The organism is Bradyrhizobium sp. NP1 (assembly GCF_030378205.1).
Lineage (GTDB): Bacteria > Pseudomonadota > Alphaproteobacteria > Rhizobiales > Xanthobacteraceae > Bradyrhizobium.
In genome coordinates this window covers 807,459-820,451 of the sequence record NZ_CP127385.1, presented here as the reverse complement: position 1 = coordinate 820,451, position 12,993 = coordinate 807,459, and the positions used below count along the sequence as shown (strand labels likewise).

Annotated in this window: 12 protein-coding genes; 5 read left to right on the top strand and 7 right to left on the bottom strand. The window is 64.9% G+C overall.

Annotated features, from left to right (window positions below):
* The first annotated feature begins 100 nt into the window (after nt 1-100).
* The gene (locus tag QOU61_RS03840) at nt 101-898 is read left to right on the top strand and encodes an SDR family oxidoreductase (RefSeq protein ID WP_289656810.1); all 798 of its coding nucleotides are present in this window, start codon (nt 101-103) and stop codon (nt 896-898) included.
* A gap of 154 nt (nt 899-1,052) precedes the next feature.
* Here the strand turns inward: QOU61_RS03840 and boxB are convergent, their stop codons facing one another.
* From boxB to QOU61_RS03810, 6 genes are all read right to left on the bottom strand, one after another.
* A complete protein-coding gene (boxB, locus tag QOU61_RS03835) occupies nt 1,053-2,489 on the bottom strand; it encodes a benzoyl-CoA 2,3-epoxidase subunit BoxB (RefSeq protein WP_289662241.1) in 1,437 nt (478 codons plus the stop codon).
* A gap of 97 nt (nt 2,490-2,586) precedes the next feature.
* Nucleotides 2,587-4,275, bottom strand: coding sequence for a 2,3-epoxybenzoyl-CoA dihydrolase (gene boxC, locus QOU61_RS03830; protein ID WP_289656809.1), 1,689 nt, complete (start codon nt 4,273-4,275; stop codon nt 2,587-2,589).
* A gap of 106 nt (nt 4,276-4,381) precedes the next feature.
* Nucleotides 4,382-4,591: a hypothetical protein gene (locus tag QOU61_RS03825; RefSeq protein ID WP_289656808.1), complete on the bottom strand. Its 210-nt coding sequence runs from the start codon at nt 4,589-4,591 to the stop codon at nt 4,382-4,384.
* 81 nt (nt 4,592-4,672) lie between these two features.
* Entirely contained in the window at nt 4,673-4,903 is a 231-nt protein-coding gene (locus QOU61_RS03820) for a DUF309 domain-containing protein (RefSeq protein WP_289656807.1), read from the bottom strand.
* A gap of 199 nt (nt 4,904-5,102) precedes the next feature.
* On the bottom strand, nt 5,103-5,888 hold the full coding sequence (locus tag QOU61_RS03815; RefSeq protein WP_289656806.1) for an alpha/beta fold hydrolase: 786 nt from the start codon (nt 5,886-5,888) through the stop codon (nt 5,103-5,105).
* A 55-nt stretch (nt 5,889-5,943) separates the two neighbouring features.
* On the bottom strand, nt 5,944-7,503 hold the full coding sequence (locus tag QOU61_RS03810) for a benzoate-CoA ligase family protein (RefSeq protein ID WP_289656805.1): 1,560 nt from the start codon (nt 7,501-7,503) through the stop codon (nt 5,944-5,946).
* A gap of 92 nt (nt 7,504-7,595) precedes the next feature.
* Here QOU61_RS03810 and QOU61_RS03805 point away from each other — a divergent pair, with 92 nt between their 5' ends.
* Nucleotides 7,596-8,501, top strand: coding sequence for a helix-turn-helix transcriptional regulator (locus QOU61_RS03805; protein WP_289656804.1), 906 nt, complete (start codon nt 7,596-7,598; stop codon nt 8,499-8,501).
* A gap of 17 nt (nt 8,502-8,518) precedes the next feature.
* Here the strand turns inward: QOU61_RS03805 and QOU61_RS03800 are convergent, their stop codons facing one another.
* The gene (locus QOU61_RS03800) at nt 8,519-9,304 is read right to left on the bottom strand and encodes an IclR family transcriptional regulator domain-containing protein (protein ID WP_289656803.1); all 786 of its coding nucleotides are present in this window, start codon (nt 9,302-9,304) and stop codon (nt 8,519-8,521) included.
* A gap of 117 nt (nt 9,305-9,421) precedes the next feature.
* Between QOU61_RS03800 and QOU61_RS03795 the strand changes: the two genes are divergently transcribed.
* The 3 genes from QOU61_RS03795 (at nt 9,422) to QOU61_RS37165 (ending at nt 12,968) form a co-directional block, all read left to right on the top strand.
* Entirely contained in the window at nt 9,422-10,780 is a 1,359-nt protein-coding gene (locus tag QOU61_RS03795; RefSeq protein ID WP_289656802.1) for an aromatic ring-hydroxylating dioxygenase subunit alpha, read from the top strand.
* A 151-nt stretch (nt 10,781-10,931) separates the two neighbouring features.
* Nucleotides 10,932-12,365, top strand: a complete 1,434-nt coding sequence (locus QOU61_RS03790) for a glutamine synthetase family protein (RefSeq protein WP_289656801.1) — start codon at nt 10,932-10,934, stop codon at nt 12,363-12,365.
* Nucleotides 12,366-12,473: 108 nt separating this feature from the next.
* Nucleotides 12,474-12,968, top strand: a complete 495-nt coding sequence (locus QOU61_RS37165; protein WP_354142508.1) for a hypothetical protein — start codon at nt 12,474-12,476, stop codon at nt 12,966-12,968.
* The last annotated feature ends 25 nt before the right edge of the window (nt 12,969-12,993 follow it).

Below are 12,993 nucleotides of genomic sequence, written 5' to 3'. Positions count from 1 at the left end.
ATGGGTCCTGGCTTTCGCCAGGACGACGGCCACAACAGCTTTCCTTGACTCATCCTCTCGTCCCTTCCAGAACCATAGGCAAAATTCATGGGAGGAGCGCATGAAGGATCTGTTTTCGCTGAAAGACCGCGTCGCGCTGGTGACGGGCGGCTCGCGCGGCATCGGCAGGATGATCGCGGCAGGTTTCCTCGCGCAAGGAGCGGCGCGGGTCTACATCACCGCCCGCAAGGCTGGGCCGTGCGAGGCCACCGCGAAGGAGCTTTCGGCCGAATATGGCGGCCAGTGCATCGCGCTGCCGATCGATATCTCGACGGTCGAAGGCTGCGAAAAGCTTGCCGCCGAGATCATCAAGATCGAGCCGAAGCTTGACATCCTGGTCAACAATGCCGGCGCAGCCTGGGGAGCGGATTTCGACGAATTCCCGGAAGGCGGCTGGGACAAGGTCATGAACCTGAACGTCAAGTCGTTGTTCTTCCTGACCAAGGCGCTGGCCAAGCCCTTGCGCGCTGCCGCCAGCGCCGAGCGGCCGGCCAAGGTGATCAACATCGCCTCGATCGACGGCATCTTCGTCAATCCGATGGAGACCTATTCCTATGCCGCCAGCAAGGCCGCGGTGATCCATCTGACGCGGCGGATGGCGACCCGACTGATCAAGGACCACATCAACGTCACGGCGATTGCGCCGGGCGCGTTCAAGTCGGACATGAACCGGGCCGCGCGCGATCATGCCGACGAAGTCGCCAAGCGCGTTCCGGCGCGGCGCGTCGGCACCGACGAGGATATGGCGGGGGCTGCGATCTATCTTGCCTCGCGCGCCGGCGACTATGTCGTCGGCAACACGATCGCCGTCGACGGCGGCGTGGTGTACGCCAGCGCCGGGCTGGAGATCGCGGGGTAAGCAGGGGCGGCCGCAGTTCCCTCGCTGTCATGCCCCGGCTTGTCCGGGGCATCTAGTACGCCGCGGCCTCTCGGTCCTTGCTGACTTCTCTGGAATACTGGATCACCCGCTTTTGCGGGTGATGACAGTCTTTGCTATTGCGAACTCTCAGGAGTCACGTCTCGATCTTCACATATTCGAAATCGCCCGGCTTGTTGTCGATGCCGACCTTGGGCGGCGAAATCCATGACGCGAACTCCCCGATCTCGGTGACCGGCGTCATCAGCGAGGCGATGAAGTCGCCGTCCGCCGTGGAGGGCAGCCACTCGTGCTTGCGCTTCGCCCAGGTCGCGTCATCGACCAGGACGCCGTCCGGCGTGGCATGCACGTCCTTGAACTCACCGATCGCACGATGGAAGGCGACGTTCGGCAGCATAAGCTTGAAGTCGTAGTCCGCGGTCGAGATGACCTTGTTCCAGCGCAGCAGGCCCTTGACGCAGTCCTGGGTGTAGTCGTCGCGCAGCCGCATGTTGAGCGCGGTCAGCGCCGGCTCGTCGACGCGCTTGACGACGCCGTCGACCAGCTTGAGCACCGGATAGGTGGAATTCTTGAGCTGGTGATCGTCCTCGATCTGGGTCTCGCGATAGCGGCCCTTGATGCCGGCGTTGAAGGCGTTCGCGGCATTGGTCGACACTTCCGAGCCGAACAGGTCGAGCGACAGCGAGTAGTGCAGGTTCAATTTCTTCTGGATGGTCGGAAGATCGATGACGCCAAGCGCCCGCACCTTCGCGATATCCGTCGGATCGGTGATCCCGGCCTCGCGCATCGCCTCGCAGGTCCGCTGCACCACGCGTGTGATGCCGGTCTCGCCGACGAACATGTGGTGCGCCTCTTCGGTGAGCATGAAGCGGCAGGTGCGCGACAAGGGATCGAAGCCCGACTGCGCCAGCGAGTGCAGCTGCATCTTGCCGTCGCGGTCGGTGAAATAGGTGAACATGAAGAACGACAGCCAGTCCGGCGTCTCCTCGTTGAAGGCGCCAAGCATGCGCGGTGAATCGGCATCGCCGGAACGGCGGCGCAGCAATTCGTCGGCCTCCTCGCGGCCGTCGCGACCGAAATATTTCTGCAAGAGGTAGACCATCGCCCAAAGGTGGCGGCCCTCCTCGACATTGACCTGGAACAGGTTGCGCATGTCGTAGAGCGAGGGCGCGGTCTTGCCGAGATGGCGCTGCTGCTCCACGGAAGCGGGCTCGGTGTCGCCCTGGATCACGATCAGGCGGCGCAGCATGGCGCGGTATTCGCCCGGCACCTCCTGCCACGCCGGCTTGCCATAATGCTCGCCGAACGGGATGACGCGATTTTCTTCCTGCGGCGCGAGCAGGATACCCCAGCGGTAGTCGGGCATCTTCACATAGTCGAACTTGGCCCAGCCGCGCGGATCGACCGAATAGGCGGTGCGCAGATACACCAGCGACTGCTGGAAGCCCTCGGGCCCCATGTCATGCCACCAGTCGATATAGCCGGGATGCCAGCCCTCCAGCGCCTTGAGCACCTGGCGGTCGTCGGCGAGATTCACGTTGTTCGGAATCTTCGTGCTGTAGTCCACATTCATAACATTCATCGCCGTGCTCCCTGGCTGGCGAATGGCGAACAGGGAGTAGCGAATGGAAAAGAAGCCATTCGCTACTCGCTAACCACCATGCGCTCTCTCAAACCCTCGTCATGTCGAACTGCGCCTTCTGGCCGGTGCCGTAGCGACGCAGCGCGCCGTCCTCGCCGACCGCGTTGGGACGCTGGAAGATCCAGTTCTGCCAGGCGGTCAGCCGCGCGAAGATTTTCGATTCCATCGTCTCGGGCCCGACGAAGCGCAGGTTCGCCTCCATGCCGGTGAGGCTGTCCGGCGAGAACGATGCGCGCTCCTCGAAGAACACGCGGATCTCGTCGTCCCAGTCGATATCATCCAATGCAAAGGTGACAAGGCCAAGCTCCTCGGCCTCCTCCGCGTCGAGCGGTTTGCCGATCGCAGCACGCGCGCGTTCAAGATCAGCCGGATCGGCCTGGAAGCGCGAGGCCAGCCGCGTCAGGCCGTGGCTCATCGGATAGGGCCCGAAATTCATCGCGGTCAATTCGATCGAGGGCGGCGGGCGGTTGTCGCCCTCGCGCGAGCCGATCAGCATGTAGGAGCGGTCGGCGGCAAACACGAGTTCGGCCAGCGTGCCGGCAAAACAGGAGCCGGGCTCGACCAGCGTCACCAGCGTGCGCGAGGTGACGTCGATGCGCTTCAGAACGCGCTTCCAGTAATGCCTGATTTCGTTGACCAGCCAATGCGCCTTGTGTTGCTCCATGAACGCGTCATGGGCGAGCACCTGGGCCGGATCGCCATGCGACTTGAACACGATCATCGCGATGCCGAGCTCGTTGAGCCGCAGATGCAGGATGGCATCGTCGAGCTCGCGGGCGACCTGAAGCGACCAGAACGACGCGCCCTGCTTCACCATGCCGTCGATGTCGGCCGGCGGAGGCGCTTCCGGCGCCTTGATCGCAACGGTCGCGATCCGCCCCTCGCGATCGATGTCGACACTGACGAGGCCGTAGCGGACGCCATTGTCGTCGATGGTGCGCGCGAGCGGCGTGAGCTTGATGCCCTGGCCCGTGGCATTGCGCGGCGAGACTGACGAAAATTCCTTCACCCGCTCGGTGAGCTTCGCCTCGAGCTTGCTGGCGGGCGCGATCTCGTCGACCAGGCGCCAGGCGACAGCCCGCTTGCCCTTGACGCCTTCCTCGGTGGTGCAGAAGAAATCGGCGTGGTCGCGGCGCACCTTGCGCTTGTCGACGACGCGCGTCAGCCCGCCGGTGCCGGGCAGCACCGCAAGCAGCGGCACTTCGGGCAGCGCCACCGACGACGAGCCGTCATCGGCAAGCATGATGTGGTCGGTCGCGAGCGCCAGTTCATAGCCGCCGCCGGCCGCAGCGCCGCTCACCAGGGTGATGTAGCGCTGGCCGGAATTTTCGGATGAATCCTCGATGCCGTTGCGGGTCTCGTTGGTGAACTTGCAGAAATTGACCTTGTGGGCGTGCGTCGCGCCCGCGAGCATGCGGATATTGGCGCCGGCGCAGAACACCCGGTTCTTGCCCGAGCGAACCACCACGACCTTCACTTCCGGATGCTCGAAGCGCAGCCGCTGCACGGCGTCCGCCAGCTCGATGTCGACGCCGAGATCGTAGGAATTGAGCTTGAGCTGATAGCCTTCGAACAGGCCTGCGTTCTCGTCGACGTCCATGGTCAGCGTCGCGGCATCGCCGGCCACGTCGAGCTTCCAGTGCCGGTAGCGGGACGGATCGGTTTGAAAATCGATGTGTTTCGCCCCGCCTGCGAGGGCACGATCTTCACCGGCCATGAGCCACCCTTGCGCCTGTTTCGAGTTTTGTTCTGATCAGATTGATGCAATATAATGCATGTTCTGGGCAGAGTCTAGCCCAGAACGCTCCATCATGCATTTTGTTTCATGTTCGGGAAACCGGGCCGATCGGGATCCAGTCGGCCTTTGAAAGCAGGGGCTTTTCCAGCCGGCCATGCACGAGATCGGCGAGCGCTTCGGCAGGAAAGCCATCGGCAAAACCATCGCCGGGCGCGGTGCGGTTGCGGATGCCGAGCGCATGCAATTCCTGCAAGGCCTCGCGCAACAGCCGCGCCGCGGCGTGCGGCCGCTGCACGCGCAGCCGCAGATTGGCGTTGGCGATCTGGATGCAGGCGCGCAGCAGGATGCGCTCGCGCCCGCCCTGCGGCGCCGCCGCCTACACCGCCTCCAGCACTTCCTGCGCTTCCCAGAAATAGCCGTGGTCATTGAGCGAGAGGCCGTAGCGCAGCGCCGGGTGGCGCGCCGGGACATAGCCGCCGAAGCGCGGCGGCACCAGCAGCTTGGCTTGCGCCAGCGTGTCGTAGTCGGCACTGGCCTCATCGGTCTCGCCCGGCACATAGGCCCAGCGCGGCATCGGCAGGCCGGTTCCTGATCGCGGCGGGATCATCGCAACGCGATCCCGTCGGGGCCACGCGCCCTCGTCGCCGAGCGGGTCTGACGTTCGCTACCCACGCGCCGCGATTCCTTGCATGGCGAACGTCAAAATCCAACGCTCCGCGAGCATCAATAAAATCTTTGCCAGTGCCCTTTCCGACCTTCACAACGGAAACCCGCCGCGAAATGATGCGGACTTCGGGTCCGGGACACTAGCGCAATACGGCGTCGGCGAAATCCGCGATCGCGTCCAGCGTTGCCGCGGGCGCCTCGCGATGCGGCTGATGTCCCGCCGCCGGGATCTCAGTCACGTCGACAGGACAATAGCATTCCTCGCGGGCGACCTCGACCTGGCGCATCGTACCATACTCATCATCCATACCTTGGACGATCGCGACGGGAATGCGGATGTAGGCGAGATATTCGCTGATGTCCCACGCCCGGAATTCTGGATCGAGCCAGGCGCCGTTCCAGCCATAGAAGGCGTTGTCGACGTCCTTGTGCCAGCGCGCGAGCTTCGCCTTCAGGTCAGTGGTCTCGTAAGTCTGCTTGATCTTCGCGATCGAGGCGACGGAGATGTCCTCGACGATGAAATGCGGCGCGATCAGCACGATCCCCTGTACGCGATGATCCTGATGACTGCCGGCATAGATCGCCGCGATCGAGGCGCCGTCGGAATGGCCGACGAGAAGCCCGCGGCGAAAGCCGATGGCATCGAGCAGCTTCGGCAGCACGTCGCGCGCCTCGCGGTGCATGTAGTCGAGCGGGCGCGGCAGCGTGACCGCAGACGAGGCGCCATAGCCCGCGCGCGAATAGGCGAACACGCCGGCGCCGGTTCTCGCCTGCAGCTTTTCCGGGAAGTCACCCCACAGCGCGGCGCTGCCCAGGCCCTCATGCAGCAGCACGAGGGTCGGGGCGCGATCCGGCGGCGGGCCGATCATGCGGTATTCGAGATCGGCGTCGCCGATGTGCAAGAAGCCGGAAGATTGAGGTGCCATCCCGCCACTCTTTATTTTTATTTGTCATGCCAGGGCTTGTCCCATTCATGACGACTTAATGGGGTGCGCCATCGCGCAGCTTGAAGCGCTGGATCTTGCCGGTCGCGGTCTTCGGCAGCGATTCCACCACGTCGATCCAGCGCGGATATTTCCACGGGCCGATCTTCTGCTTCACGTGCTCCTTCAGCGCGTCATTGAGCCCGCCGGTCGCCGCGCCCGCGCGCAGCACCACGAAGGCCTTCGGCTTCAACAACCCTTCGGCGTCGGCTTCCGGCACCACGGCGGCCTCGAGCACGGCGGGATGGGTGATCAGCGCGCTCTCGACCTCGAACGGCGAGACCCAGATGCCGGACACCTTGAACATGTCGTCGCCGCGACCGCAGAAGGTGTAACGGCCATCAGCATCGCGGATGTATTTGTCGCCGGTACGGGTCCAGTGGCCCTCGAAGGTCCTGCGACTCTTGCTGCGCTGGTTCCAGTAGCCTTCGCCGGCCGAGGGCGCATCGACCAGGAGCTCGCCGACCTCGCCATCCGGGACGTCGGCGCCCGCCTCATTGACGAGCCGCACCCTGTAGCCCGGCACGGGCTTGCCTGATGAGCCATACTTGATGTCGCCGGGTGCGTTCGACAGAAAGATGTGCAGCAGCTCGGTCGAGCCGACACCGTCGAGGATGTCGACGCCAAACCGCGCCTTCCAGGCATTGCCGACAGACTCCGGAAGCGCCTCGCCGGCGGACGTGCAGACGCGCAGACGGCTGCCGGCGGCGGCCCCTTTCAGGGCCTCGTCGTTGAGCATCGCCGCGAACAGCGTCGGCACACCGAAGAAGATCGTCGGATTGTACTTGTTCATCAGCGCGAACATCGTCGCCGGCGTCGGGCGCTCGGTGTTGAGCACCGTGGTGGCGCCGACCGACATCGGGAAGGTCAGCGCATTGCCGAGCCCGTAGGCGAAGAACAGCTTTGCGGCCGACAAGCCGACATCATCCTCGCGGATGCCGAGCACCTGCTTCGCATAGGTCTCGGCGGTCGCCTGCAGATTGGAGTGCAGGTGGCGCACGCCCTTCGGCATGCCGGTCGAGCCGGAGGAATAGAGCCAGAACGCCGGCTCGTCGGCGTGGGTCGCGACGGTTGCGAAGGAATCGCTCTCGCGCGCCAGCTCGTCGGAAAGCTTCTTGTGGCCGTGCGCGTTCTGGCCCGCGACCACGACATGCTCGAGGTCGGGCATGCGGCCGACCATGTCTTTGACGACCGGCAGCAGCGCTTCCGAGATGAACAGGACACGCGCGCGGCAGTCCGCGAGCACATAGGCATATTGATCGGACGTCAGCAGCGTGTTGAGCGGCACCGGCACCACGCCGGCGCGGATCGCACCGAGAAACACGATCGGAAAGTCGATGGTGTCGAGCATGATCATCGCCACGCGCTCCTCGCGGCGCACGCCAAGACGGCGCAACAGGTTGGCGAGGCGATATGTCTCTTTCTGCAGCCCGCCATAGGTGAGCTCGGAAACGGTGTCGGTGAAGGCAAGCTTGTTGCCGCGTCCCTCGCTGACATTGCGGTCGAGCAGCCAGGTCACCGCATTGTAGGAACCGGTCCCGTCGCCAACGCCGCTCACGTGGTTTCTCCCCAACCTTTAAGAATTATAATTCATAGAAAGCCACTGGCCGCGCTTGCTGTCAATCCTCTCCGGCATTATGTTTCCGGAACATGAGCGAAGCAGGCGACCCCGAATCCTCTTTCCTCGAACAGCTCGGCCAGCGTGTCCGCACCATGCGCGCGTTGCGCGGAATGTCGCGCAAGGTGCTCGCAAAAGTCTCCGGGATTTCCGAACGCTATATCGCCCAGCTTGAAGCCGGCCGCGGCAATGTCTCGATCGTGCTGCTGCGCCGCGTCTCCAACGCCATGGGCGCGCATCTCGAAGATCTCATTCCGGCATCTGATCCCGCGCCGGACTGGCAGGTGATCCGCGATCTCCTGCGAAAAGCGACGCCCGCGCAGATCGCGCGCGCCAAGGACATGCTGGCGGGCAGCGAGGCGATTGCGCACCGGCAGTCGTTTTCCGGCATCGCGCTGATCGGCCTGCGCGGCGCCGGCAAGTCGACGCTCGGCCGCATGCTGGCGAAGAAGATTGGCTGGAGTTTCGTCGAGCTCAACAAGGAGATCGAGCAGCAGAACGGGCTGTCGGTCGCCGAGATCATCGCACTCTATGGCCAGGAAGGCTTTCGGCGCATGGAGCAGGTCGCGCTCAAGCAACTTCTGGCGCGCAAGGAGCCGATGGTGCTGGCGACCGGCGGCGGCATCGTCTCCGAGCCTTTGACCTTCGACCTGATCCTGTCGTCGTTCTACACGATCTGGCTGAAGGCCGAGCCGGAGGAGCACATGGCGCGGGTGCGCCGCCAGGGCGACCTGCGGCCGATGGCCGACGATCGCTCGGCGATGGCCGAATTGCGCAACATCCTCTTGAGCCGCGAGCCGCTCTATGCGCGCGCCTCCACCGTGGTCGACACCGCCGGGCTTTCGGTGGACAACGCCGCCGCCCGGCTGATCGAGGCGGTGAAGCCGATGATCGAGCGCGATGCGCCGGCGTTCGGCCTGCGCACGGCGGCGGTGTAGCGCCGAATTTCACGCGGCTAAAGAAGCTGACTCTTCACCTGCTCCGCCCCTCGCGCGAGCAGCGGCAGGAAGCGTTTGATCATCTGCTCCTTCGACACCCGGTCGACATGCGCGCCCATGTTGATGGCGGCGACGATCGCATCGTCATAGCGGCGCACCGGCACCGAGATCGAGCGGAAGTGCGGCTCCGCCTCGCGGTCGACCAGTGAATAGCCTTGGCTCCGGTCGGCGGCGATGGTGGCGACGAGGCGCTTCGCATCGGTGACCGTCTGCGGCGTCAGCGCCTCGCGCCGCATCGCAGTCAATCGCTTCGCGAGCTCGGGATCATCGTACTTTCCGAGCATGGCGCGGCCGACCGAGGTGCAGAAAGCCGGCAGCCGGTAGCCGATGTCGATCCCGGCGGAAAACACCCGCGCCGGGCTGCCGCGCGCGATGAACACGACGTCGTCGCCGTCGAGCACCGCGAGCGAGGAGATCTCCTGCGCTTCGCTTGCGACTTGGTCTAGCACCGGCTGCAGCACGCTCACCACCTGGCTCGAGCGCAGGTATGACGCCGCGAGCGTGAGCACCTGCGGCGTCAGCGCGAACAGCTTGCCGTCGCCGGAGACGTAGCCGCCATGTTGCAGCGTGAAGAGGATGCGCCGCGCAGTCGCCCGAGGCAGATCAGCGGCGCGTGCAATCTCGCTCAGGCTCATCGGCGCCGTGCTCTCGCCGAACACCTTGAGCAGCCGCAGGCCGCGATCGAGGCTTTCGACGAAATCGGTGGCGCGCGGCGAGCTTTCTTCGCGCTTCAGCTTGGGCATGGGGTGTCCCGTCCGGTGATAAAGTGGCGCTTGCGATCGACAGCGGCTCTGATAATATATTGAACAAATGTTCAATAGACGAACAAACTGCATCCGTCCAGAGGGAGGTCATCCGCCATGATGAGCCAGGAGCAGAACGACCTGATCACCCGCACCGGAGCGAAAGACCCTTGCGGGAAGCTGATGCGGATGTACTGGCAGCCGGCGGCGCTGGTCGACGAATTGGAAGCACCGCGCGCGGTCCGCCCCGTGAAGCTGCTCGGCGAGAACCTCGTATTGTTCCGCGACGAGCAGGGGCGCTACGGCCTGATCGAGCGGCACTGCGCGCATCGCGGCGCCGATCTCGCCTTCGGACGTCTCGAAGGCGGCGGCCTGCGCTGCGCCTTCCATGGCTGGCTGTTCGACACATCAGGCCAGTGCCTGGAGACACCGGCCGAGCCGAAGGGCTCAAAACTCTGCCAGGGCATCAAGCAGCGTTCCTACCCCGTGGTGGAAAGGAGCGGCATCCTCTGGGCCTATCTCGGCGAGGGCACTCCGCCCGCCTTTCCCGAGATCGACGCCTTCGTGGCGCCCGACAGCCACACCTTCGCGTTCAAGGGCCACATCAACTGCAACTGGCTGCAGGCGCTCGAGGTCGGCATCGATCCCTCGCATGCATCCTTCCTGCACCGCTTCTTCGAGGACGAGGACACGGCCAGCGCCTACGGCAAGCAGTTCCGCGGCGCGTCCGCCGGCAGCGAGATGCCGATGACGAAGATCCTGCGCGAATATGACCGCCCCATCATCAATGTGGAAGCGACCGAATACGGCCTGCGGCTGATCGCGCTGCGCGAGATCGACGAGGAGCGCACCCATGTGCGCGTCACCAACCAGCTGTTCCCGCACGGCTTCGTCATCCCGATGAGCACGGAGATGACGATCACGCAGTGGCATGTGCCTGTCGATGACGAGAACTGCTACTGGTACGCGATCTTCACCAGCTATACGACGCCGGTCGACAAGCGGAAGATGCGCGCGCAGCGGCTCGAACTCTACGAGCTGCCGGACTACAAGTCGCGCAAGAACAAGGCCAACGATTACGGCTTCGATCCGCACGAGCAGACGACGGCGACCTATACCGGCATGGGCAGCGACATCAACGTCCACGACCAGTGGGCGGTGGAATCGATGGGTCCGATCCAGGATCGCACCAGGGAGCATCTAGGCACCGCCGACAAGGCGATCGTGCAGTATCGCCGCCTCCTGCGCCAGGAGATCGACAAGGCCGTGAAGGGCGAGACGCCGTTCATGGTGCTCGACGCGGCGCATGCGCGGAGCATCCAGGGCCCGGCCACGATGGACGGCATCGGGCCGACGCGCGGCTGGGAAGCCTTCTGGATGGAGGTCGACGTCAGGCGCCGCCGCGGCGCGCCATGGGCGGCGCCCGTGCCGGAAGCGATCGCCGACAAGGTCGGCCGTCTCTCGGCGGCGGAGTGATGGGTTTGGCACGCGACCCTCTCCGTCGGTCATTGCCGGGCTTGACCCGGCAATCCATCGTCTTGAAAGAATTTTTCCTGATGGATGCGCGGGCCAAGGCCGCGCATGACGAGTGTCAGATTGTGGCTGTCGCTCAACAGGGGGACACATAGTGAGCTTCGTCGCGCGTCACGCGCTCTGGTCGGACGAGCAGAAAGAGGCCGCAGCGCGGCTGCGCCGCATCGTCGAGGAACAGCAGTTGGAGGTGATCCGGCTGTCGTTCCCGGATCAGCACGGCATCCTGCGCGGCAAGACGCTGATCGCCTCCGAAGCGCTGGCCTCGCTCGAAAGCGGCTGCTCCATCACCACCACGATGCTGGCCAAGGACACCTCGCACCGCACGGTGTTCCCGGTGTTCACCGCCGGCGGCGGGATGGGCATGAAGGAGATGGAAGGCGGCGCCGATTTCCTGATGGTGCCCGATCCCCTGACCTTCCGCGTGCTGCCCTGGGCGCCGCACACCGGATGGCTGCTCTGCGACATCTATTTCGGTAATGGACGCCCGGTGCCGTTCTCGACCCGGCAGCTCTATCGCAACATGCTCGACAGGCTGGCAAGCCGCGGCCTCGATTTCGTCGCGGGCCTCGAGGTCGAATTCCACATCTTCAAGCTCAACGACGAGAAGCTCGCGCCCGAGGACGCGACGCAGCCGGGCTCGCCGCCGTCGGTCAGCCTGATCTCGCAGGGCTACCAATATCTGACCGAGCAGCGCTACGACCAGATGGCGCCGGCGCTCGACGTCATCAGGCGCGACGTGCTCGCGCTGGGGCTACCCTTGCGCTCGGTCGAGGTCGAGTTCGGGCCGAGCCAGTGCGAATTCACCTTCGCGCCGACCAAGGGGCTGGAGCCCGCCGACAACATGGTGCTGTTCCGCGCGGCGGCCAAGCAGATCGCGCAGCGGCACGGCTACCACGCGACCTTCATGTGCCGGCCGAAAGTGCCGAACGTGTTCGCGTCCGGCTGGCACCTGCATCAGTCGATCGTCTCGCGGGCGACCGGCGAGAACGCTTTTGCCGGCAAGGACGACCGTGACGGGCTTTCCAGCTTCGGACGCGCCTACATGGCGGGCCTCCTGGAGCACGCGCGCGCCGCGACCGTGTTCACGACGCCGACCATCAACGGCTACAAGCGCTACCGCTCCTATTCGCTGGCGCCGGATCGCGCGATCTGGGGCCGCGACAACCGCGGCGTGATGATCCGCCTGCTCGGCAGTGGCGATGCCGCCACGCGGCTGGAGAACCGGGTCGGCGAGCCCGCCGCCAATCCCTATCTCTACATGGCGTCCCAAATCCTCGCCGGCCTCGACGGCGTTGACCGCAAGCTCGACCCCGGCCCGTCGGCCGATACGCCCTATGAGACCAACGCGACGCTGCTGCCGAAGAGCCTGCGCGAGGCGGTGCTCGCCTTGAGGGACGATCCGTTCTTCCGCCAGGAATTCGGCGCAGAGTTCATCGACTATTACGTCCACATCAAGAATGCGGAGATCGAACGCTTCCAGGCGGAAGTTTCCGACTGGGAACAGCGTGAATATTTCGGGATGTTTTGAGACCTGCAAAGCCATCCCGCCCTGGCCGGCGCCACAAAGCGGCGCCAAAATCCGAAATAGTGTAGGCTTGAAAGATGACGGGGCCACGCTGAGTTAAGGGAGTTTCGGATGAGGAGAGTTTCGCTGATCGCGACCGCCGCGGCCATCTTCATGAGCCTGCCGGGCACGCTGCTTGCCCAGAACGCGCCGAGCAACGAAGCGCCGGCCGCGCCGGCACAGCCGCCGGCTGCGGCACCGCCGGCGCAACCAGAGGCGCCCGCAGCGGCGCCGGCTGAGACCCCGGCCCCCGCTGCCACAACGCCACCGCCGGCAGCTCCGCAGGCCACGACCGCACCGACGGCGCCGGCTCCCGCTCAGGCCACGACGCCGCCGCCGACGCCGGCTCCTTCCCAGGCCACCACGACACCCGACAAGCCGGCGGCGACCACCGAGAAGTCGGCGGCGACGGACGACAAGGGCACTGGCACGAAAAAGAAGAACGCCGGAAAGCGGATGACCCGGCGGCAGGAGATCAGCCATTCGATCGAGACCGGCACGGTGCCCTCGCGCTACCGCAGCTCGGTGCCGAAGCAGTACCAGAAGTATATTCCGTTCGAGAAATAGGGACCGGGCGCGGCATGCGACGCCG